The following is a 20,852-nucleotide window of genomic DNA, read 5'->3' on the forward strand; positions in this document are numbered from 1 at the left end:
TGACCGGCGTCTTCGCCGGACCCCCACACGACCGGCAGCCGGCGGCCCCACCTGCGAGGGCGGGGCCGCCGGCCGGCGCGCGGACCGTCGGCCCGGCTACCTCCGCGTTGGGGCGACCGGCGCCGAGACGACCGTGACGGCGTCCAGCCCGCGGGCGTGCGCCGTCACCTCGACGCTCACCTCGTGCCCGACGTCCGCCCCGCCGACGCGGTAGGTCGAGCCCGCGACGGAGAGGAGCGCCTCCGGGTCGGCCTTGCCGCGCAGCACCTGACCGGTCACCTCGAGCAGGCGGGCGAGGTCGGTCAGGGCGCCGAGCTCACGACGGACGGGGTCGCCGTCCCGCAGCCACCGGTACGTGTACCGCACGCGCTCGCCGTCGGGCGAGGTCCACTCCCCCGGGTCCGCGAGGAGCACGGCGCCGGGGGCGGTGCCCTTCCGGCCGTCGGCGACGACGGTCGGGGCCACGACGTTCACCAGCCCGTCGGGCTCGGGCTGCTCCGCCGCCACGAGCCTCCCGACGCCCCACCGGGCGGTGGACTGGTAGCCCGTGCCCGTGGGGTCGGCCCAGTCCCGCACCGCGGTGCGCGCGCCGGCCGTGCCGTCGTTGACCTGGAAGTCCAGGCCGTGGAAGGTGCCCGCACCGCCGGCCCCGAGCAGGTCGACCGCCGCCTCGACGACGTACCCGCCGTCCACCGCCGCGGTCGCCGACGTCAGGCGGGCCGCCTGCGCGGCCTCGTCGCCGGTGCCGAACGACGTGACGTTCTCGGCGCTGATGCGGATCTGCGTGTCGACGTCCCGGTAGGCGCCGTTCTTGGCGTTGCCGGCGTCGAGGAAGATCTCGACCGAGTCCTGCACCCACGGGTCGGAGCCGCTGACGTCCGGCGTCGGGTCGGCGACCTCCGCGAGCACGTACAGGGTGTCGCCGGACCAGAGCGTGCGCACGGTCGCCGTGGCGCCGCCGTCGCCCTCGATCTGCCGGTCGGTGCTCACCGCGGAGGCGTCGGCCCACGCGTCGTCCACGACGCCGTCGACCTGCGGCGCCGTCGTGGCCTCGGCCACCTCGAGGTAGCTCAGCCCCTCCAGGAGGGTGAGGGTGCCCAGCGAGCCGGGGGTGTTCCAGCCGGACGTCGTCGCACCGTCGGAGACGCGGACGTCCAGGCCCGCGGTGCCGCCCTCGACGGCGCCCGCCAGCGGCAGGTGCGCGACGACGACGTACCCGTCGTCGGACGCCTCGACGACGGCGGCAGCGCCGTCCGGCCCGGTCACCGTGCCGTCCCGGCCGACCGTGGTCGGCGCACCGTCGACGTCGAACGTCACGGCGTCCGCGTCGTCCGGGTCGGCGTCGGTCACCCGCACCTGCGCGGTGAGATGGTCGGCCGCCCAGCGCAGCTGGAAGTCGGCCACCGCCTCGCCGCTGCCGTCGTCCGCCTGGACCGTGTGCCGCGGCAGCCGGTCCCACACGGGCGACGTCGTGGCGTCGTCGTCGAGCGGGACGTCGCCGGCGAACACGCCGGCCGACTTCAGCCGCGCGGGGACGTCGCCGTCGACGGCCCCGTGGTACGCCGGCTTGGCCTGGCGGTCGCCGTCGAACAGGAGCGGGCCGCCGTCGTCGCGCCACGACCGGTCGTCCGTGAGACCCCACACCGTGACGCTGAACAGGCCGTCCGCCCGCTCGCGGAACACGCGGAACGCGTCGCGGAACCAGTAGCCCTGCTCGACGAGGCTGGCCGCGGTCGCGGGGTTGCCGATGCCGACGTCGAGCTCGGTCACGGCCTGCGTGACGCCCAGGTCCGCGAACCGGTCGAGCGCGGTGGCCAGCGCGCCGACCGGCGTGGACAGCGACACGTGGAACTGGTGGCCGACGCCGTCCACCGGCACGCCGCGGGCCAGCAGGCGCTCGACGAGCGCGTGGTAGCGGTCCTGCTTGCCCGACTGCTCGGTGTTGTAGTCGTTGATGAAGAGCGTGACCGGCCGGTCCGTGCCCTCGGCCGCGTACGTGTCGTTGAACGCCTCGTCCGCGTACTCGAAGGCGAGGTCGATGAAGCCCTCGCCGAGGATCCGGTACCACTCGCTGCGCCGCAGGCCGTCGTCCGGGTCGCTCGTCGTGCCGTCGTTCACCACCTCGTTGACGACGTCGAACGCGGCGACCGGGTTCTCGCCGCCGCCGAACTCGCCGTAGGTGTCCGACATCCACCCCGCGACGGAGAAGATGTGCGTGCGCAGCCGCTCACGCAGGAGCTCCTGGTCCGCCTCGGACGTGGTCAGCGGCGTGCCGTCCTCGGCCTGGAAGAACCAGTCCGGCGTCTGGCTGTGCCAGGCCAGGACGTGCCCGTACACGCGCAGGTCGTTCGCCACGGCGTAGTCCATGAGCGCGGCGGCGTCGGCGCTCGGCCGGAACCGGTGCTCGGCGTCGTACCAGGCCTCCACCTTCATGCCGTTCTCGGCCGTGATCTGGTCGAAGTGCCGCAGCAGCAGCTCGGACGCCTCGCCCGTGATCTCGCGCTGGTCGATCGCCACCCCGACGGGGAAGTCGACCGTCTCCTTGACGCCGGTGAGGTCCTGCACCGGCGGGGACGTGCGCTCGGCGCCCGTGACGACGAGGTCGTCCACGAGGAACGACGGGTGCGCGCCGTCGACCGGCGCCGCCTCGACGTAGAGCTGGGCCGCCGTGAGGCCCGACGGCATCGTGTAGGAGCCGCCGACGCGCACCCAGCCGTCGGCGGTCGCGTCGACGGCGCCGCCCACCCAGGTGTACGCGTCGCCCGCGGCCGACGTCTCCTGGACCGTGAAGTGCACGGCCGCGCTGCCCGCCGTCCCCGCCGGCAGCTTCACCCAGGCCTCGACGTCGTAGTCGCCTCCGGCGGCGAACAGCCCGCCGACGGCGGTCGCCGGGCCGTTCCACTCGGCCGTCCGCCCGGTCACGGACAGCGCCCCGGCGCCCGTCCGCGCGTCGTCCGAGATCGCGAGCGTCACCGCCCCCCGCGGGCCCCATGGCTCGTACGCCACGTCGAAATCGTTTTCGAGAACGACGGGGTCGTCCCCCGCCGCCATGCTCGCGCCCACGACGCCGGTCACCGCCGCGCCGCTCACCATCACCGCCACGGTCGCCGCACCGGCGACCGCCCGTCTCACCCGCTGCCTCATCGTCGCTCCCTCGCGATCGGTGGGGCCCTGGCGGCGGCTCGGCCGACGCCCGGGACCGACGGCGCGTCGGCGCGCCGTCGGGGACACCGTAGGGCTCCGACGGCATTAGGGGCAACGATTGAACGAAACTTCCTCAGGCGCCCGGGAGCACGAGAGGCGACGCCATCGACACGTCGAACGACTCGAAGTCGCTCGGGTCGAGCTGGGAGACCAGCGCGACCGCGAAGACGAGGACCAGGATCCACACGACGACCCCGACCGCGCCCAGCACGATGCCGGCGATCGCCAGCCCCTTGCCCTGCTGGCCCGTGCGCTTGATCCGCGACAGGCCGATGATCCCCAGCACGATCGGTATCACCGCCAGGCCGAGGATTCCCGTGACCAGCGCCGCGATCGACCATCCGTCCGTCCCCGCCGACGGCGCGTACGGCGGGGCGTACTGCCCCTGCGGGTACGGCTGGGCATACGGCTGCTGCGGGTACCCCTGCGCCTGCGGCGGAGGCGGGCCCGCCTCCCCGGGCTGCGGCGCGCCCGCCCCCGGAGGGGGGTAGCCGGGCTGCCCGTAGCCCGGCGGGTACCCGGGCTGGGGCCGGGGCTCGGGCTGCTGGTACGGGTCCGGGGGTCGGGGCGGCTCCGTCCCGCCGGACGGCGTGGCCGCCCCGGGCGCGTCGGGCCGCGGCTCGCCAGGGTCCGGCTGCGTGCCGTCGTCGTGAGTCATGGCCGTTCCTCCTCGTCGGCGAGGCGCGACGGCCGGGCCGGCCGCCCCCGCTCCTCCCACTATGCCGGAGGACGCGAGCTCAGGCGGGTTCACCTCACCGTTCACCCTGGGAACCCCTCCCCGCGCCGCACCGGGGCTGACATCCTGAGAGCGGCGGGCCGGACAGGGACCTGGCCCGCCACCACCGGCCGGAGGAGGCAGCATGCGGGTCGTCGTCGTCGGGGGCGGGATCATCGGGCTCGCGACGGCCGCGCGGCTCGCGCGCCGCGGCGACGACGTGACCGTCCTGGAGAAGGAGCGCGAGCTCTCCTGCCACCAGACGGGCCGCAACTCCGGCGTCATCCACTCCGGGCTGTACTACGCGCCGGGCAGCCTCAAGGCCCGGCTCGGCACCGCGGGGGCCGCCTCCATGACGCGGTTCGCCGCAGAGCACGACGTGCCCGTCGCCGTCACCGGCAAGCTCGTCGTGGCGACCGACGCCGGCGAGCGCGACCGGCTGCGGACCCTCGCGGAGCGCGGGGCCGCCAACGGCGTGCCCGTGCGCGAGCTGGACCCCGTCGAGGCGCGCGAGCACGAGCCCGAGATCGCGTGCGTCGGCGCCCTGCGGGTCGAGTCCACGGGCGTCGTCGACTACCGCGCCGTGTGCGCCGTCCTCGCGCGCCAGGTGCGCGACGCGGGCGGGGTCGTGCTGCTCGGCCGCGCGCTGCTCGGCGCCCGGACGGTGGGCACGCAGGTCCGGGTCGACGTCGAGGAGGTGGGCACCCACGCCGGGTACGAGCTGGTCGCCGACGCCCTCGTCGTGTGCGGCGGCCTGCACGCCGACCGCCTCGCGCTGGCGTGCGGCGTCGACCCCGGCGCCCGCATCGTGCCGTTCCGCGGCGAGTACTTCGACCTCGCCCCGCGCGCCGCCGACCGCGTGCGCGGCCTCGTCTACCCCGTGCCCGACCCGCGGTTCCCGTTCCTGGGCGTGCACCTCACCCGCGGCGTGCACGGCGACGTGCACGCCGGGCCCAACGCCGTCCTCGCCCTCGCGCGCGAGGGCTACCGGCGGCGCGACGTCGCCTGGCGCGACGTCGTCGACGCCGCGTCCTGGCCCGGCCTCTGGCGGCTCGCCGGGCGCAACCTCGTGCCGGGCACGGCGGAGGTGGCCCGCTCCGTGTCGCGCACGCTGTTCGCCGCCTCCGTCGCGCGGCTGCTGCCCGGCACCACCGCCGACGACCTGCACCCCGCCCCCGCCGGCGTCCGCGCTCAGGCGCTGCACCGCGACGGACGGCTGGTGGACGACTTCCTCGTGCGCACGGCGCCCCGGCAGGTGCACGTCATCAACGCGCCGTCGCCCGCCGCCACCGCGTCCCTGGAGATCGCGCGGCACGTCGAGGCGGAGCTGGACCGGACCATGGCGGCCATCGGGTGACGCGCCCAGGACGGCGGGCCGGGTGACCGACCGGCGGCACCGCGGCCCGGTCGCGCTCGCCGTGTCCGCCACGTCGGCCGGCCTGTTCGCCGCCCTCTTCGCGGTCGCGGTGCTGACCGAGCCGGGTCAGCGCGCGGACGTCGCGGGTCTCGCGCTCCTGACCGCCCCCGAGCCGATCCTCGCCGGCGCCGCGCGCCTGGTGCGCGCGCTCCTGCCGGTCGTCGCGGCGGGCGTCCTCGTCGCGGTCCTCGTCGTGGCGGTGCGGCGGCGAGCGGGCGGGCGCGCCCTCGTCGTGGGCGGGCTCCCGCTCGTCGTCCTCGGCCTCGCGACCGTCCTGCGGGACGTCGTCCTGCCCCGGCCCTTCCTGGGTGCCCACGGCTACCTCCACAACACCTTCCCGAGCGCCCACACGGCGACGCTCGCGGCCTCGTGCGTCGCCGTGGTCCTCCTGCTCGGTCGCCGCCCGGGCGGGTGGGCGACGGCGGTGCTCGCGACCTCCGTGCTCCTGGCTGCCTGGGCCAACGTCGCGACCCAGGCCCACCGGCCCAGCGACGTCGTGGGAGCCCTGCTGCTGGTCGGGGTCGTCGCGCCGTGGGCGGTGCTGGCGAGCCGACCGGGCTCGCGAGACGGTCAGCCGACCCCCGAGTCGACGAACCGGAGGTAGTCCTCCCGGGCCCACGCGTCCGGGACGTCGAGGCGCAGCGCCTTCTCCCCGGCGTCGGGCAGCCCCCGCCGGAGCGCACGCTCGATCCGGCGTTGCGCGACGGCGTGCCCCACCAGAGCCGTCGTCGTCGCCCATGCCCGCGGCCGTGCCGCGGTGTAGAGCCGGCCGCCGCGGTGCGGGTCGCCGGGCAGGTCGGGGACGCCGCGGCGGCGGTCGAGCGCGGCGGCGGCGCCCCGCAGCGCGCTCGGTGCCCGCAGACCCGTGCCGCCGAGCGACTCACCGCCCAGGCCACCGAGCACCCGCGCGGCGCGGTCGACGACGAGCGCCACCGGCGCATCGATCCGCATGGCTCGGGCACGCGGGCCGACCTCCTGCCGCGCACCGTCGCACGCCGCGACGGCGCCGGCGACGTCGACGAGCCACAGGAGCCGCCCCGCACCCGCCTGAGCCGCGTGGAACGCCAGCACCAGGACCGAGTCGACCGGGTCGAACGTCGGGACGTCCCGTCCGCCGCCCAGCGCCAGCGTGCGGCGCCGGGCGATCATCGCCTCGGGGTCGGTGCGGAAGCTGCGCCGCAGCCCGTGCGGCACGGCGAAGTCCCAGTGCAGGTCGAGGTGCACGCCGAGGGGCCCGCGCATCGCGTACTCCGCGCGCCGCTCGCGCGCCATGAGGGGCCAGTTGCGGTCGACGCCCGTGCAGCCTGCCGCGTGCAGCGCCTCGACCGCCGCCCGGAAGCCCGCCCGCGGCACGTACAGGTCGAGGTCGTAGTACTCCCGCATGTCCGGCGAGGGCCAGAGCGCGGCCGCCGCCGGCCCCTTGGCCACCACCCACGGCACCCCGGCGCGGTCGAGCGCCGCACCCAGGACGGCGAGCTCGGCGAGCGCGCCCAGGTGGCGCACCACCTGTTCGTCGCGAGCGCGCCGCAGCGGCGCCAGCCACGGCTCGGGGCAGTCCGGGCGGCCCGCGACGTGCTTCGCCACCGCGGGCAGGATCCGATGGTCCTGGGCGGCGTCGGCCAGGAGCTCGAGCCGTATGCCGTCGAGGGGGACGGGCGTCGGGCCCGGCGGCGGACGGTCGGAGGGCACGACGGAGTCGAGCAGGATCTGCGCCAGCGGGCGGCGCACCGTCGGTCGTGCCCCCATCCCGGCAGGATAGGGAGCGCTCGGCGACGGTGGGGCGTCGGCAGCGGGCGAATTCTCGCCCGGAGCGTCCTCCTGCCGCCCCGGCACGGCTAGCGTGTGTGAGGCCGGGCCGGGCCCCGGCGGAGGACGGAGCGGTCGGTGGCAGACAGCGCGGTGGGCGGGACGCCGGAGAGCGACGAGCGCAGGGGACGCCGCCTGCTGCGCCTGCTCGGCGGCTCCTTGCAGGTGTCCTGGCGCGCGAGCCGGCCCCTGTTCGTCGCGATGCTGGTCCTCCAGGTCCTCGTCGCGGGGGCGCTGGCAGGCCAGGTGCTCGTCGTCTCCGCGCTGCTCGACGTGCTGCTCGCGCTCGCCGACGGCACGAGCGGCGTCGCGGCGGTCACCGGACCGGTCCTCGCCCTGGCCGCCCTGACCGGCCTCGCCTCGGTCGCCGGCGGGCTCCAGGCCTCGGCCCGCCGGGTGCTCGGCGAGCACGTGGCGCGGCTGATGGCCGAGGACGTGCAGGAGGTCGCGACGAGCGTCCCGCTCGAGCACTTCGAGTCGCCCGCCTTCTACGACCGTCTGCAGCGGGTCCGCGTCAACGCGCTCTCGAGGCCCTTCCAGGTCACGCAGGGGATGTTCGACCTCCTCGGGTCGTCGATCGCCACGGTCGGCGTGGGCGCCGCGCTGGTCGCGCTGCACCCCGTGCTGCTCCCGCTGCTCGCGCTCGGCGGCCTGCCCCTGCTGTTCACGGGCCGGCGCGAGGGCAGGCTGGAGTTCGCGTTCAAGGTGGCGCAGACGACCAACGAGCGCGAGCGCATCTACACCAACTACGTGCAGAGCAGCCGCGACGAGGCCAAGGAGATCCGCGCCTTCCAGTCGGCCCCGTGGCTGCAGGCGCGCTACCGCGAGCTGTACGGCACGTACCTGGCCGACCTCGCCCGCCACGTGCGGCGGCGGGCGCTGACGAACGGCGCGGGCAACCTCGCCGCGGCCGTGGTGCTCGCGGGGGTGCTGCTGGTGCTGGCCTGGCTCATCACGCGCGGCGAGGTGACGTTCTCCGAGGCGGGGGCCGCCGTGGTCGCGGTCCGCATGCTCCAGGGGCAGATCCAGGGCATCTTCGGCGGCGTCCAGCAGATCTTCGAGTCGGGGCTGTTCCTCGACGACGTGCACGCCTTCCTCACCGACGGGCGGGCCGCGGCGCGCGCGGCCACCGGGAGCGAGGAGCCGCCGGCCGCCTTCCCGGGCGTCTTCGCCCGTGGTGTCTCCTTCACCTACCCGGGCTCGCGGCGACCGGCGCTGCGCGACGTGGACCTCGCGCTGCGCCCTGGGGAGGTCGTGGCCCTCGTGGGCGCCAACGGCTCCGGCAAGACCACCCTCGCCAAGCTCCTCGGCGGCTTGTACGAGCCGACGTCGGGCACGGTCCTGTGGGGCGACCGGCCGCTGTCCGGGATGCGCGGAGCGGCCGTGCGCCCCCAGGTGGCGGTGATCTTCCAGGACTTCGTCCACTACGCGTACACGGCGACGTGGAACATCGCCCTCGGCCGGCCGGACGTCCCGGTCGACCACGAGCGGGTACGGCGCGCGGCCCGGGTCGCCGGCGTGGACGCCGCGCTCGCCGGCCTGCCCGACGGCTACGAGTCGCGGCTGTCGCGCATGTTCCCGGGCGGCACGGAGCTCTCCGGCGGCCAGTGGCAGCGGGTCGCGATCGCCCGGGCCTTCTACCGGGACGCGGCGCTCGTCATCCTCGACGAGCCGACCGCCGCGATGGACCCGCTCGCGGAGCACGACCTGTTCTCGTCGCTGCGGGCCACGCTCGACGGGCGGACCGCGCTCTTCGTGTCGCACCGCTTCTCCACCGTGCGCTCGGCGGACCGCATCGTCGTGCTCGACGACGGCGTGGTGGTCGAGCAGGGCTCGCACGACGAGCTGATGGCCCTCGACGGCGCCTACGCGGAGATGTTCACGGTCCAGGCCCGGTCCTACCTGGACGCCGCGTCGGCCCCGACCAACGGGCGCGCCGAGGCCTCGCCCACCGACCGGAGGACCTGAGCGCCCAGCCCCGGCGCGAACGGTGGCCCCCACGGGACGTCCGCCACCAGCACGGGGACGGTGCGGGCGACGTCGGCGAGGTGGCGCAGGTGGGCGCTCTGCACGCGCTCGTCCAGCCAGCCGTGCAGCCGCGGGTAGTGCAACAGCTCGAAGAGCGCCGCGGTGCCGGTCCGTCGGCGCACGACGAGCTCCCCTCCGTCCCGGTCGGGCTGCGGCACGACGACCGCGCGCAGCGGGCGACGGTCGCGCGCTCCCGCGCCGAGCTGCAGCACGTGCCGGGCGTCGGCGCTCACGCGGCGCCCGGGCGCCCGCGCGGCGAACCGCTCGGCCAGCGTGTCGGCTCCCTTGCGCAGCCGCACCTCCGTGGCCCCCAGGCGCGCCGCGAAGCCGTCGTCACCGCGGTCCAGGCGCAGCACGTCGTCGGTGACGAGGGCGGCCCCCTCCGCGCACAGCAGCGTCGCCATCGTCGACTTGCCCATGCCCGAGTAGCCGACGAACGCGACCACGCCGTCGTCGTCCTCCACCGCGCTCGCGTGCAGCACCGCCTCGCCGCGCAGGTACAGCTGGAACGCGAGCATCCCGCCGGTGGTGAGCACCCGGCTCAGCCCGGGGTCGACGCCGTCCGCCTCCCGCAGCACGACGTGGCGCAGGTCGGCCGACACCTCGAAGTCGCACGCATCGTGGAACCGGAGCAGATAGCCGTCGGCGCCCAGGTCCCAGGCGGTGTACCAGGGGTCCCCGGCCAGCTCGTGGTGCAGGACCGGCCGCCCGACGGGGGTGGTGCGCTGGTCGGTGCCCGGGCCGGCGGCGACCACGACGTCGGCCCGGGCCGCGCCCTCCTCCGCCCGGTCCTGGTGCAGGTCGAAGGGCGCCTCCACGATCAGGCCGTACAGCAGCTGGCGGTCCATGTCACGCTCCCTGGGTGGGGACCGCGAGCGGCCGGAAGCCCGTGCCGCGGTCCAGGTCGAGGTCCTTGTCGTCGATGCGCAGCCAGGCGTGCGCCCGCACGACGCCGCCCGCCTTGGCGACGCCCAGCACGAGCGCGGGACGACGGTGACGCAGCAGCCGGCCGGCGAGGATCGCCGAGCGCAGGCAGGTGCCGTTCACGCCGGGCAGCCGCAGCACCCGCCGCAGGACGCGGAGCCGCCGTCGTTCCGCGTCGTCCAGCACGCCGGGATCGAGGTCGCCGGACGCAGGCTCGGCGGACGCCAGCAGGGCGAGGTCGTACCGCCGGGCGACGCGCGCCACGTCCCACCGGCGCAGCCGGCGCTCGAGCAGCAGCAGGGCGCCCAGGAGCCGGAGCGCCAGCGGGACGGCGCTCACCCGGCGCCACACCCCGGACGGGGTCACCGGACCGGCTCCGCCCCGACGGACGCCAGCCACGCCTGCTGCAGCAGCAGGCTCGTCGGACCGGGCGGGAAGCCGGACAGCCACGCGGCGCGGAGCCCGTCGACGTCGACCAGCGCGGCGTCGACGCCGTCCCCGCCCCACCGGCGGGCGAAGTCGCGCGTCGCGCTGCCCAGGTACGCGCGGTTGAACGAGGCCTTGTCGGACCGGGCGCACACGGCGTCCGGCAGCAGCGTGCCGAAGACGGCGCGCATGCCCGCGGTGCGGTCGGGGAAGCCCCAGGGGTGAGCCGCGCCGAGCGCCCCGAGGAAGCCGTCGTCCAGCAGCGGGTGGGCGAGCACGACGTCGTGCTCGGCGGCCACCTGGCCGAACGTGTCCAGGAAGACCCGGCTCGCGCGCCTCCGGCGCAGCCAGCGCAGGCCGCGTGCGTACGACAGCGGCTCGGCCGCGGCGTCGCGCGCGATCTCGTCGGCGAGCCGAGCTGTCGTCTCGCGCCCCAGCCAGGTGAGCGCCGCCGTGCTGCGCGCCGCGGCGGTGCGCTCGCGCCATCGCCGCGCGGGCAGCAGCGAGTCCAGGGCGACCCGGCGGGGCGTCCCCGCCCTCCCCCGGCCGCGCGCGACCCTCAGCAGGGCCCGGGAGCGGCGGTCGCCGAACACCTCGTCGCCGCCCTCCCCCGTCAGCACCACATGCCCTCGCAGCTCGCGCAGCATCGCGTCCTTCACGTGCATGGTGGCGGGGAAGAGCAGCCCTCGGCGCACCAGGCTCTCCCGCGCCGCGTCGCCCAGCAGGTCGTTCTCGCCTCCGATGTCGATCCGCCGCCACGTGGAGAGCCCGAGGTGCCGCACGACCGACTCCTGCCACGCGGACTCGTCGGCCTCCGCGACCCCGGGGTAGCGGAACGTGACGGGCACCGGGTCGGGGTGCCCGTCCTCGCGGGCGACGGCGGTCGCGGCGGCGAGCACGGCGGACGAGTCCCGCCCGCCCGAGAAGGTGACGGCCACGGGGCGCCCGCCGGTGGCGCGGCGCACGGACGTCTTGATCGCCTCCAGCGGCCTGCCGACCTCTCGGGGCGTCGTCGGCACAGGGTCGGGCACCAGCCCTGGCAGCCAGCACGCGGCGACCTCGAAGGCCGTCGGGCGGTAGAAGGACGTCATCGTCGGTCCAGGCTGCTCGGGGGACGCTGGGGGGAGGTCTCGGAGGACACCGGAGGTGCCGGCCGTTCCGACGTCGGAACGGCCGGCACCCTGTCCCTGAGTGGGTTCAGGACGCCTTGCCCTTGTGGAACAGGTCGCCGTCGTAGTCGAAGGCGAACTGCTGCTCGAGCGTGACGTCCTTGACCGAGCCCACCTCGGTGATGCGCGGTGCTTCGTACATCGGAGCACTCCCCTCTCCTCGTTCGTGCAGGACGCGCCCAACGTCGCGCCGCGTGCAACGACCGGTCAAGGGCTTCGGGCCGAAGTCACCCCGCTCCCGGACGCCTTTCACCCGACGCCGGGTGAAACCTCCGTCCCGCCCCCACCCGGTGCCCCGGATCGGCCTATTCTCGGGGCGGCACGACCCGAGAACCGCGACGAGAGGCACGGCGATGAGGCTGCGCGAGGACGGCGTCACCTGGCAGGAGATCGACGGCGAGCTGGTCATCCTCGACCTCGCGTCGTCCACGTACCTCACGACCAACGGCTCCGGCGCCTTCACGGCGAAGCTGCTGCAGGAGGACCGCACCACCGGCGACCTCGCGGACGCGCTCGCCGTCGAGTACGACATCCCCGCCGACGTCGCGCGGCGCGACGCCGAGGCCTTCGTGGACGCGCTCCGCGACCGCGGCCTGCTCGTCGAGGAGTGAGCGCGGTCAGGCCGTGAGCAGGGCGAGGTCGTGCCGCACCATGCGGTCGACGATCTCCTCGAACGCGAGCGTGCCGCCCCATCCCAGCACCGTCCGGGCCCTGCGGGCGTCCCCCACCTGCTCCGTCGGGTCGGCAGGGCGCACGAACCGCGGGTCGACCGTGACGTGCGGCTCCCAGTCGTGGACGCCGGCCGCGGCGAACGCGGCGGCCACGAAGTCGGCCACCGAACGAGTCGTCCCGGACGCCACGACGAAGTCGTCCGCGACCGGGTGCCGGACCGACCGCACCATCGCGTCGACGTAGTCGGGCGCCCAGCCCCAGTCGCGGCGCGCGTCGAGGTTGCCGAGCGCCAGGGTGCCGGAGCCGCGGTGCGCGATCCGGGCCGCGGCGGCGGTGATCTTGCGGGTCACGAACGTCTCCGGGCGGCGCGGCGACTCGTGGTTGTAGAGCACGCACGTGGAGACGCCGAGCCCGCGCACCCGGAACACCGCGGCCATCTGGTGGGCGTACGCCTTGGCGGCGCCGTAGGGCGACGACGGCCGTACCGTCGTGCCCTCGTCCTGCGGCGCACGGTCGGGCACGCCGAAGATCTCCGCGCTCGACGCCTGGAGCACCCGGACCGCACGCCCCGAGTCCTCCTGCAGGCGCCATGCCGCCTCGTAGAGGGCCACCGCGCCGAGCCCGGAGACGGCACCCGTCTCGACAGGGTGCCGCCACGAGTACGCGACCGAGCTGATCCCGCCCAGGTTGTAGATCTCGTCCGGCCCCGTGCGACGCACGAGCTCCGCGAGGCCCTCGGCGTCGCGCAGGTCGCCCCCATGGAGGCGCACCCCGCCGGGCAGCCCGACCGGGCGTTCGCCGGCGCGCACCAGACCGTGCACCTCGGCCCCCTCGGCGGCGAGCCGCTCGGCGAGGTACGACCCGTCCTGGCCCGCGACGCCGGTGACGAGGGCGACCGTCACGGGCGCATCCCGGCCAGCTCCGCCTGCTCGTCGAGGTCGTTCTCGACCATCATCGCGACCAGCCGCTCGAAGTCGACGCGCGGCTCCCAGCCCAGCACGTCGCGGGCCTTCGACGGGTCCCCGATGAGGAGGTCGACCTCCGCGGGCCGCATGAAGCGCGGGTCCTGCGCGACGTAGCCGCTCCAGTCCTCGACGCCCACGCACCCGAAGGCCGCGTCGAGCAGGTCACGGATGGAGTGGGTGCGGCCGGTCGCGACCACGTAGTCGTCGGCCTGCGGCTGCTGGAGCATCCGCCACATCGCGTCGACGTAGTCGCCGGCGAAGCCCCAGTCGCGGCGGGCGTCCAGGTTGCCCAGGGTGAGCGAGTCCTGCAGGCCGAGCTTGATCCGCGCCACCGCCTGCGACACCTTGCGGGTGACGAACTCCGGCCCCCGGCGCGGCGACTCGTGGTTGAACAGGATGCCGCTGGAGGCGTGCAGCCCGTACGACTCGCGGTAGTTGATCGTCATGTAGTGCCCGAACACCTTCGCGACGCCGTACGGCGACCGGGGCCACAGGAGGGTCGACTCGCGCTGCGGCACCTCCTGCACCTTGCCGAACATCTCCGAGCTCGACGCCTGGTAGAAACGCACGGCGCCCGGGTCGTCGCCCGCGTGCAGCCGGACCGCCTCGAGCATGTTGAGCACGCCCTTGCCGGTCACCTCGCTGGTGAGCGTCGCGTTCTCCCACGAGTAGGCGACGTAGGAGATCGCGCCGAGGTTGTAGACCTCGTCGGGCCGCGCCGCGCCCAGCGCCCGCAGCAGGGACGACAGGTCGGTCAGGTCGCCGGTCACGAGGCGCACGTCCGGCACGGTGTGCCGCACGAGGTCGAGCTTCGGGTTGTTCTGCCCGCGGATCAGACCCCAGACCTCATAGCCTTTCGAGAGCAAGAGCTCGGAGAGGTAGAGACCGTCCTGGCCGGTGATCCCGGTAATCAGTGCTCGAGGCATTTTGCTCACCGTTTCTGTGCGCCGAATCAGCGCCGTCCCCCGGCGGCACTCCCCTTCTGGGACGCCACCACGCTAATCAGCAAGAGGGGCGCGGAGACCGTCCGCACCGGGTGAACAGGGCCCGTACCGGGGTGAAAGTGCGCCCGGCGCGCCTGCCCGCCCGCTCGAACTTCATCCGCCCGCGCCCTCGACCGGGCCGCACGCGAGCGAGAACCATCGATGGCATGTCACGCCGGGAGCGGGGACGCCGCGACCACGCCACGCGGGCCGCAACGCTGGCCGCAGGCTTCGTGCTGCTGTACGGCGCCGGGGTCGTCACGCCGTGGGGACAGTGGGTCGACGCGGTGGCGTTCAGTGTCCTGACCGGCGCGGGCGCGATCCTGCACCCCGTCGCAGCCGTCGCCCGTGAGGTCCTGGTGCTGGGGCTCGGCGTCGTCGTCGCGGCGCTCGCCGTCCGCGCGGTCCGCGACCGGCGATGGCGGGCCCTGGCGGCCTGCCTGGTGCTCGCCGCCGCGGCGGTCCTCGCCCTCGTGCTGCGTGGCGCCGTCCTGCCGCGCCCCGTGCACGAGGTCGCGCTCGGCTACCCGTACAACACGTTCCCGAGCACGCACGTCGCGGCGACGGCGGCGCTCGCCATCGCGCTCGTCGTCCTCTGGTCCGGCCGTACCAGGGCCGGGCACGTCGTCGTGCGCGAGGTGGCGGTCGCCGCGGTGCTGGTCGCCTGCGTGGTCAACGTGGTCGCGTTCGCCCACCGCCCCGTCGACGTCCTGGGGTCGCTCCTGCTCGTCGGGGCTGCCGCCTCGGCGGCCTCCGCCGCGTTCCCCGGAGCGCTTTCACCCCGGGTCGACGGCAAGTTCACCCAGGTCGCCGCCCTGCGGGCGCGGGACGCGGCATAGCGTCACCGTATGACCACGCGACGCCGCCGCGCGGCACGGCTCCTGGCCCCCGCCCTCGTCCTCGCCGCCGGCTCGATCTCCCCGGCCGCGGCCGAGGACGGAGAAGCGCCCGCGCGCACGGAGTCCCGGGCGGTGACCTGGACCTGTACCGGCGAGCCGTGCCCCTGGGGGGAGACGACCACCGGGAACGCCGCCGTGTGGCCCGACGGCTCGGGCGCGCTGTCGGAGCGGTACGGCTACACGACGTCGGGCGCCATCTACCTGCCCGACGACGCGGCCGAGGACGCCACGATCACCGTGGTCGAGGGTTCGGCGGGCGTGTGGGCCGGCCAGCTCGACGGCCCGCACCGCCACCTCGCCGCGCTGTCGGCCGGCGACGCGTTCACGGTCGGCGACCTCGCCGACGGCGAGGTGGTGTCCCTCCAGAACGACGGCGCGACCTTCGCCTACGCGTTCACGCCCGGGGGCGAGGCCCCGCCCGACCCCGAACCGACGCCCACGCCCACGCCCACGCCGTCCACCGAGCCGACCCCCGGGCCGAGCGAGAGCGCCGGCGCCGCGTCGCGCCCCGTCACCTGGAGCTGCACCGGTGACCCGTGCCCCTGGGGTGCGTCGACGACCGGCCACGCCGTCGCGTGGCCCGCGGGCTCCGGGGCGATCACCGCACGGCACGGCTACGTGACGTCCGAGCCCGTCTACCTGCCCGCCGAGGCGGCGAACGGCGACACCATCACGGTCGTCTCCGGGTCGGCCCGGCTCTACGCGGGCACGCCCTCCGGACCGCACCGGAGCATCGGCCAGCTCTCCGCGGGCGACGAGCTCACCGTCACCGGCCTTCCGGCGGGCGAGGTGCTGTCCGTCCAGAACGACGACGGTCCGTTCCGCTACCTCCACGCCGCCGGAGACGCCACCACCCCGGAGCCGACGCCCACCCCGACGCCCACGCCGACGCCCACGCCGACTCCGACGCCGACGCCCACGCCCGGCCAGGACGCAGCGTCCCTGCCCGTCACGTGGCGCTGCACCGGCGAGCCGTGCCCGTGGGGAGAGACGACGTCGGGCCATGCGATCGCCTGGCCAGAGACGTCCGGCGCGATCACGACCCGCCACGGGTACACGACGTCGGAGGCCGTCTACCTGCCCGCCGCCTCTGCCAACGGCGACACCGTCGCGGTCCTCACCGGCTCCGCGACCCTGTACGCGGGCACGCCCACGGGGCCGCACCGCAGCATCGCGCGCCTGTCCGCCGGCGAGCAGCACACGGTGACCGGCCTGCCGTCCGACCAGGTGCTGTCGGTGCAGAACGACGACTCGTCGTTCACCTACGTGCACACCCCCGGGGACGGCTCGACCCCGGACCCCGAGCCGACCCCCACGCCGACCCCCACGCCCACGCCCACCGTCCCCGCGGACGCCGTCGTGATGAGCTCGACGCTCGCGCTCTGGCACTGCGACGCCTACGCGACGTGCGCGGACGACGGCTGGACGCCGTGGGTGGGCGGCGCGCTCGCCTGGCCGGAGTGGGCCGCGTACCCCACGAACGCGCGCGAGGGTTCGAACTCCCGCACCGTGCGCGACCTCGACGGCGAGGTCATCCACCCCTACATGGGGTCGTGGGCCGACGGCTGCCGGATCCAGGTGCTCGAGGGCGACGTGCTGGTGATCGAGTGGAAGCGCGGCACGGACACGTGGCGGCCCACGTACCTGTCCCCCGGCGACGTCTACACGATCGAGCTCGAGGGCGACGAGGACGGCGCCATGATCGAGACGCCGGACACGCCCACCACGTTCAGCGTCGCGCTGACCGGCTGCGCCCCGCAGCCGGTGCCCTGACCGTCGCCGTCGGGCGTGCCGAGGGGTACGGGTCAGGCGCGGTAGAGCGCCTCGTACCGGTCGACGACGCTCTCCAGCGTGAACTCCTGGACGCGCTCGAGCGCCGAGGCCGCGAGCTCCTCCCGCCGCGCGTCGTCCGCCAGGAGCTCGGCGAGCGCCGTGCCGACGTCCTCCAGCGGCACGACGACGGCGGTGCGGCCGCCGTCCGTCACGTACCGCGCGCCGGGGTTCGGGGTGGCGACCACGGGCAGGCCCGACGCCATCGCCTCGACGTACGGGATGCCGAAGCCCTCGTAGTCGCTCGGCAGGCAGAACGCCCACGCCTGCTGGAAGGCGAGCGCCAGCTCGTCGTCGGTCAGCCGTCCCAGAGCGCGGACCCCGGGGCCAACGTCGTCGGGCACGTCCTGGCTGACCATCCACAGCTCCGCGTCGGGGTGCTTCGGCAGCACCGTCTCCTGGAACTGGCGCGCCAGCTCCTCGCCGCGCTTGCGTCCGCGCCAGTAGCCGACGAACAGGACCACCGGGTGGTCCGCCCGCCGCGCGGCGTCGGGCCGGAACCGGCTCACGTCCGTGCCGCAGGGCACGACGTCGCGCACCCACGGGTACCAGCGGCGCGTCTCGGGCGAGATGACGACGGTGCGGTCCGCGACGAGGGACGCGAGCACCTCGGACAGCCCGAGGAGCACCATCCGCGTCTTCTCCTTGACGCCCTTGATGGTGCGCGCCTCCTCGAAGCACGACCCTGCGAGGGTCCGCACGTGCCGGGGCACGCGCCGCCGCCACAGCCAGTAGTCGTCGCCCCAGGCGTGCAGCACGTCGTAGGACGAGAGGTCGACGCGGCGCAGCGCGAGCGCGAACCGGAACGTGCGCAGCGAGCCGGTCATCCGCACGTGCCGGTGCCCGTAGACGGCGCCGTCGACCGCCGGGCAGTCGCTGAGGACCGTCACGTCGTGGCCGCGCCGTGCGAGCTCGGTCGCGAGCTCGTGCACCTGGTAGCCGATGCCCTGCTTGCTGGTGCTGGGCAGGTAGTAGGAGACGATCGCGATCCGCAGCGGTCGGGCGGCACCGGCGGCCTCGGCCGTCATCGCAGGCCGTCCCGCAGCGCCTCGAGCCAGCCGCGACCGTGCCGCAGGTCGGGCTCCAGGTGGTTGCCCTCGGCCCACTCGTTCCACGACTTGACCCACAGCAGTCGTTCCTCGGCCGGCCGGTGCGCGATCGACGCCACCGCCTGCCGCACGTTCTCCCCGAACTTCTCCGGGCTCGCACCGTGCAGCACCACGCCCCCGCGGCCGGAGCGCGGCGTGTTGTCCCAGTTGGGGTAGACGCACGGCTGGACCAGGTCGCCGGTGCGGTTCTGCCCGGCCCAGTCGGTGGAGTACGGGAAGACCTCCGGCCCGCCGGCGACCTTGCGGAAGGCGCGCATCCGCAGCAGCTCCGACCGCGACGTCCCCGCCGGCATCCGCATGTACACCCCGGCGTCGAACCCGTCCTCCTTGACCCGGTCGTACCGCGGCCCGCCGCCGAGGAGGTCGCTCATCTCCGCGACGAGGTACAGGCCCTCCAGGCCAGCCCTGCGCGCCAGCTTCTGCCAGAGGTCGACGAAGTCCGCGGCGTCGGGCAGCTCCTCGGGCCGGAAGACGTAGAACACGGGGCGGCCGCCCACGCGCAGGTAGCGGGGGTCGCGGAACGCGGGCAGCACGGCCTCGAAGTGGGCCGTGTAGTCCTCGACGCCCGGGTAGTGCTGCTGCACGAGGATCCGGTCGGCCTCGCCGTGCCAGATGCCGCTCCACGTCTGGTTCGCCCACGCCAGGCAGAACGACACGTCGGGCGCGCCGGAGGCGAGCACCTCCGCGAACGGGCGCTCCAGGATCCGGCGCCCGTTGCCGAACCAGTAGTGCCAGTAGGCGAACGCCTCCACGCCGTACTGGTGCGCCAGCTCGGACTGCGCCGCCCGCGCCTCGGGCAGCCGCAGGTCGTAGAACCCGAGGTCCGCGGGCACCAACGGCTGGCGGTGCCCCGGGTAGAGGCGCCGGGCGCGTGCCACGTTGGTCCACTCCGTGAACCCCGGCCCCCACCAGGCGTCGTTCTCGGGGATCGGGTGGAACTGCGGCAGGTAGAAGGCGACGGCCCTGGCTTCCAACGTTTCGTTCCTCTCGTTCGACGTCATGCCCGGCTCGCGGAGACGACCCTGAGCAGCGGCACGGCCACGGCGCGCACCCGCGCCGGCACGGACCGGGCCACCGCGTCGGCATCGGCGGGCGTGAGGCCCGACCGCGTGAGCCGCAGAGCTCCCACGAAGAGCCCGAGGCCCAGCACGGCGGCCACGACCGCCGACGGCACCGGGGGCGCCCCGACCGCGTCGACGCCCCACCACGTCAGCACCGAGATCGCGGCGCCGAGCAGGAACGGCTGGACCATGGCCAGCGCCCGCCGGACCGGCAGGTCCAGCGACCGCGCCTCGAGGATCAGCAGGCCGCTGAAGAGCAGCACCGCCGCCGTCGTGTTGCCGAGCACCGCGGCCCAGACCCCGAGCGGCCGGATCAGCGCCACCGTCAGCCCGACGTCCACCACCAGGCAGGCGAGGTTGGCCCACAGCAGCCAGGTGCCCTTGAGCCGTGCCATGAGGAACGCCTTGAGCGGTCCGGCCATCACCAGCAGGCCGCCGGCCACGCTCAGGACGACGAGCACCGGGGGCACGGCGGAGAACTCGGCACCGTAGATCGTCGGGACGAGCAGCGCGAACGCCGGGGTCGCCGCCGCCACCACGCCCGCCGTCGCGGTCGACGACGCGCGCAGCGCGCGGCCGAGCGCGCGCGCCACCGCCTCGTGGTCCACCTCGCGCAGCCCCGAGATCGCCGGCACGAGCGGCCCCAGCAGCGACTGCGCCGGGGCGAACAGATGGACGCCGAGCCCGATCGCGAGGGCGAACACTCCCGCGGCCTCCGGCTCCGACATCCAGGTCAGCACCAGCACCTCGCTGCGCGACGAGACGAACGCCTCGACCAGGCCGGCTGCGCCGGCCGGCAGCGCGAACGCCCAGAAGCCCGGCGGGAACCGGCGCAGGCGCGGGCGCAGCAGGACCCTGCGGTACATGGGCGCCACGAAGTACAGGTAGGCCACCGCGCCCAGGCCGGCCGCGACGAGGCGCACCGCCCAGATGGCGTCGGCGGTGCCCACCGTCGTGGCCGCGACCACCACCAGGACCTGCGCGACGAGGTTGACGACCATCGCCGCCTGCGCGTTCTGCGCCGTCTTGTTCTCGATGGCGAGCGCGTCGCCCGCCCCGGAGAACGTCAGGGGCACCAGCACGCCGAAGACGAGGGCGATCACCGTGAGCACAGGATCGGCGTCGATGAGCAGCAGCACCGCCGTCCCCACCACGGGCACGCCCACGAGCATCTTGTAGCCCTGCGCCGCCTGGAGCATGTGCCGCACCTCGGAGAACCGGCCCGCGGCGTGCGCCTTCGACCCGAACTGGACGAGGCCGGTCCCGACGCCCAGGTCGATGGTCGTGAGGACGAGCGCGAGCACGGTCGAGAGGTACGCGAGGCGCCCGTAGTCGACGACACCGAGGACACGCGCGACGACGATGTTGACGGCGAAGGCCAGCGGCAGCATCACGGCGACGTGCACCAACGTCCACAGGGCGCCCCGGATCGCCCGGTCCTGGAGCTCGCCGCGCGTCATGGCCTCGCCGGGCGTGTCGTCGCTCGGCACCGGCGCCGGCGGGACGGACTTCTCGTCCGTGCTCATCGCACGCACCGGGCCGCCGCCGGACGGTCGGCGCGGAGGAGGACGACGTGTGCTGTCACACCGGCCATCGTTTCCGACGACAGCCGGCATTCCGAGGGCCGGAGCGGTTTTTCAGCCG

At 75.2% G+C, this 20,852-nt stretch carries 18 protein-coding genes; 6 read left to right on the forward strand and 12 right to left on the reverse strand.

Features of this window, described 5'->3' with window-relative positions; translation table 11 throughout:
- Nucleotides 1-96: 96 nt before the first annotated feature.
- Nucleotides 97-3,132, reverse strand: a complete 3,036-nt coding sequence (locus tag ACH443_RS16800; protein WP_430590951.1) for an endo-1,4-beta-xylanase — start codon at nt 3,130-3,132, stop codon at nt 97-99.
- 145 nt (nt 3,133-3,277) lie between these two features.
- Entirely contained in the window at nt 3,278-3,862 is a 585-nt protein-coding gene (locus ACH443_RS16805; protein ID WP_430590952.1) for a DUF4190 domain-containing protein, read from the reverse strand.
- A gap of 202 nt (nt 3,863-4,064) precedes the next feature.
- On the opposite strand from ACH443_RS16805, the gene lhgO reads away from it, so the two are divergent.
- Together lhgO and ACH443_RS16815 are read left to right on the forward strand one after the other, a co-directional pair.
- Complete coding sequence (lhgO, locus tag ACH443_RS16810; RefSeq protein ID WP_430590953.1) at nt 4,065-5,276, forward strand: L-2-hydroxyglutarate oxidase; 1,212 nt, start codon at nt 4,065-4,067, stop codon at nt 5,274-5,276.
- 22 nt (nt 5,277-5,298) lie between these two features.
- Nucleotides 5,299-5,940: a phosphatase PAP2 family protein gene (locus tag ACH443_RS16815; RefSeq protein ID WP_430590954.1), complete on the forward strand. Its 642-nt coding sequence runs from the start codon at nt 5,299-5,301 to the stop codon at nt 5,938-5,940.
- On the opposite strand, the gene ACH443_RS16820 is transcribed toward ACH443_RS16815, so the two are convergent.
- Nucleotides 5,907-7,082, reverse strand: coding sequence for a nucleotidyltransferase family protein (locus tag ACH443_RS16820; protein ID WP_430590955.1), 1,176 nt, complete (start codon nt 7,080-7,082; stop codon nt 5,907-5,909). The two genes, ACH443_RS16815 and ACH443_RS16820, sit on opposite strands and share 34 nt — an antisense overlap.
- A gap of 138 nt (nt 7,083-7,220) precedes the next feature.
- Here ACH443_RS16820 and ACH443_RS16825 point away from each other — a divergent pair, with 138 nt between their 5' ends.
- On the forward strand, nt 7,221-9,110 hold the full coding sequence (locus ACH443_RS16825) for an ABC transporter ATP-binding protein (protein ID WP_429764494.1): 1,890 nt from the start codon (nt 7,221-7,223) through the stop codon (nt 9,108-9,110).
- Here the strand turns inward: ACH443_RS16825 and ACH443_RS16830 are convergent.
- The 4 genes from ACH443_RS16830 to ACH443_RS16845 all read right to left on the reverse strand — a co-directional run bounded on the left by ACH443_RS16830 (nt 9,041) and on the right by ACH443_RS16845 (nt 11,831).
- A complete protein-coding gene (locus ACH443_RS16830; protein WP_430590956.1) occupies nt 9,041-10,018 on the reverse strand; it encodes a hypothetical protein in 978 nt (325 codons plus the stop codon). The two genes, ACH443_RS16825 and ACH443_RS16830, sit on opposite strands and share 70 nt — an antisense overlap.
- 1 nt (nt 10,019) lies before the next feature.
- Nucleotides 10,020-10,460: a lasso peptide biosynthesis B2 protein gene (locus tag ACH443_RS16835; protein ID WP_429764492.1), complete on the reverse strand. Its 441-nt coding sequence runs from the start codon at nt 10,458-10,460 to the stop codon at nt 10,020-10,022.
- Nucleotides 10,457-11,611: an asparagine synthase-related protein gene (locus ACH443_RS16840; RefSeq protein ID WP_429764491.1), complete on the reverse strand. Its 1,155-nt coding sequence runs from the start codon at nt 11,609-11,611 to the stop codon at nt 10,457-10,459. Before ACH443_RS16840 ends, ACH443_RS16835 begins: the two co-directional genes overlap by 4 nt.
- Before the next feature lie 106 nt (nt 11,612-11,717).
- Complete coding sequence (locus ACH443_RS16845) at nt 11,718-11,831, reverse strand: lasso RiPP family leader peptide-containing protein (protein ID WP_176168750.1); 114 nt, start codon at nt 11,829-11,831, stop codon at nt 11,718-11,720.
- A 211-nt stretch (nt 11,832-12,042) separates the two neighbouring features.
- Between ACH443_RS16845 and ACH443_RS16850 the strand changes: the two genes are divergently transcribed.
- On the forward strand, nt 12,043-12,300 hold the full coding sequence (locus ACH443_RS16850; RefSeq protein ID WP_429764490.1) for a PqqD family protein: 258 nt from the start codon (nt 12,043-12,045) through the stop codon (nt 12,298-12,300).
- A 6-nt stretch (nt 12,301-12,306) separates the two neighbouring features.
- On the opposite strand, the gene ACH443_RS16855 is transcribed toward ACH443_RS16850, so the two are convergent.
- Together ACH443_RS16855 and ACH443_RS16860 are read right to left on the reverse strand one after the other, a co-directional pair.
- Nucleotides 12,307-13,263 (reverse strand): GDP-mannose 4,6-dehydratase, encoded by a 957-nt coding sequence (locus tag ACH443_RS16855; protein ID WP_429764489.1) that lies wholly within the window; start codon nt 13,261-13,263, stop codon nt 12,307-12,309.
- Nucleotides 13,260-14,252 carry a GDP-mannose 4,6-dehydratase gene (locus tag ACH443_RS16860; protein WP_429764488.1) on the reverse strand — a complete coding sequence of 331 codons (993 nt, stop codon included), beginning with the start codon at nt 14,250-14,252 and terminating at the stop codon, nt 13,260-13,262. The genes ACH443_RS16855 and ACH443_RS16860 overlap by 4 nt, the downstream gene beginning before the upstream one ends.
- A gap of 224 nt (nt 14,253-14,476) precedes the next feature.
- On the opposite strand from ACH443_RS16860, the gene ACH443_RS16865 reads away from it, so the two are divergent.
- Both ACH443_RS16865 and ACH443_RS16870 read left to right on the forward strand, forming a co-directional pair.
- Nucleotides 14,477-15,148: a hypothetical protein gene (locus ACH443_RS16865; RefSeq protein WP_430590957.1), complete on the forward strand. Its 672-nt coding sequence runs from the start codon at nt 14,477-14,479 to the stop codon at nt 15,146-15,148.
- Nucleotides 15,149-15,157: 9 nt separating this feature from the next.
- Nucleotides 15,158-16,981: a hypothetical protein gene (locus ACH443_RS16870; protein WP_430590958.1), complete on the forward strand. Its 1,824-nt coding sequence runs from the start codon at nt 15,158-15,160 to the stop codon at nt 16,979-16,981.
- Nucleotides 16,982-17,013: 32 nt separating this feature from the next.
- On the opposite strand, the gene ACH443_RS16875 is transcribed toward ACH443_RS16870, so the two are convergent.
- The 3 genes from ACH443_RS16875 to ACH443_RS16885 are packed head-to-tail and all read right to left on the reverse strand — an operon-like array spanning nt 17,014 to nt 20,734.
- Nucleotides 17,014-18,066, reverse strand: a complete 1,053-nt coding sequence (locus tag ACH443_RS16875; RefSeq protein ID WP_430590959.1) for a glycosyltransferase family 4 protein — start codon at nt 18,064-18,066, stop codon at nt 17,014-17,016.
- Nucleotides 18,063-19,121, reverse strand: a complete 1,059-nt coding sequence (locus ACH443_RS16880; RefSeq protein ID WP_430590960.1) for a glycoside hydrolase family 99-like domain-containing protein — start codon at nt 19,119-19,121, stop codon at nt 18,063-18,065. The genes ACH443_RS16875 and ACH443_RS16880 overlap by 4 nt, the downstream gene beginning before the upstream one ends.
- Nucleotides 19,122-19,144: 23 nt before the next feature.
- Nucleotides 19,145-20,734: a lipopolysaccharide biosynthesis protein gene (locus ACH443_RS16885; RefSeq protein ID WP_430590961.1), complete on the reverse strand. Its 1,590-nt coding sequence runs from the start codon at nt 20,732-20,734 to the stop codon at nt 19,145-19,147.
- Between the last annotated feature and the right edge of the window lie 118 nt (nt 20,735-20,852).

Source organism: Isoptericola sp. NPDC019571, assembly GCF_044389385.1.
GTDB classification, from domain to species: Bacteria; Actinomycetota; Actinomycetes; order Actinomycetales; family Cellulomonadaceae; genus Isoptericola; species Isoptericola nanjingensis.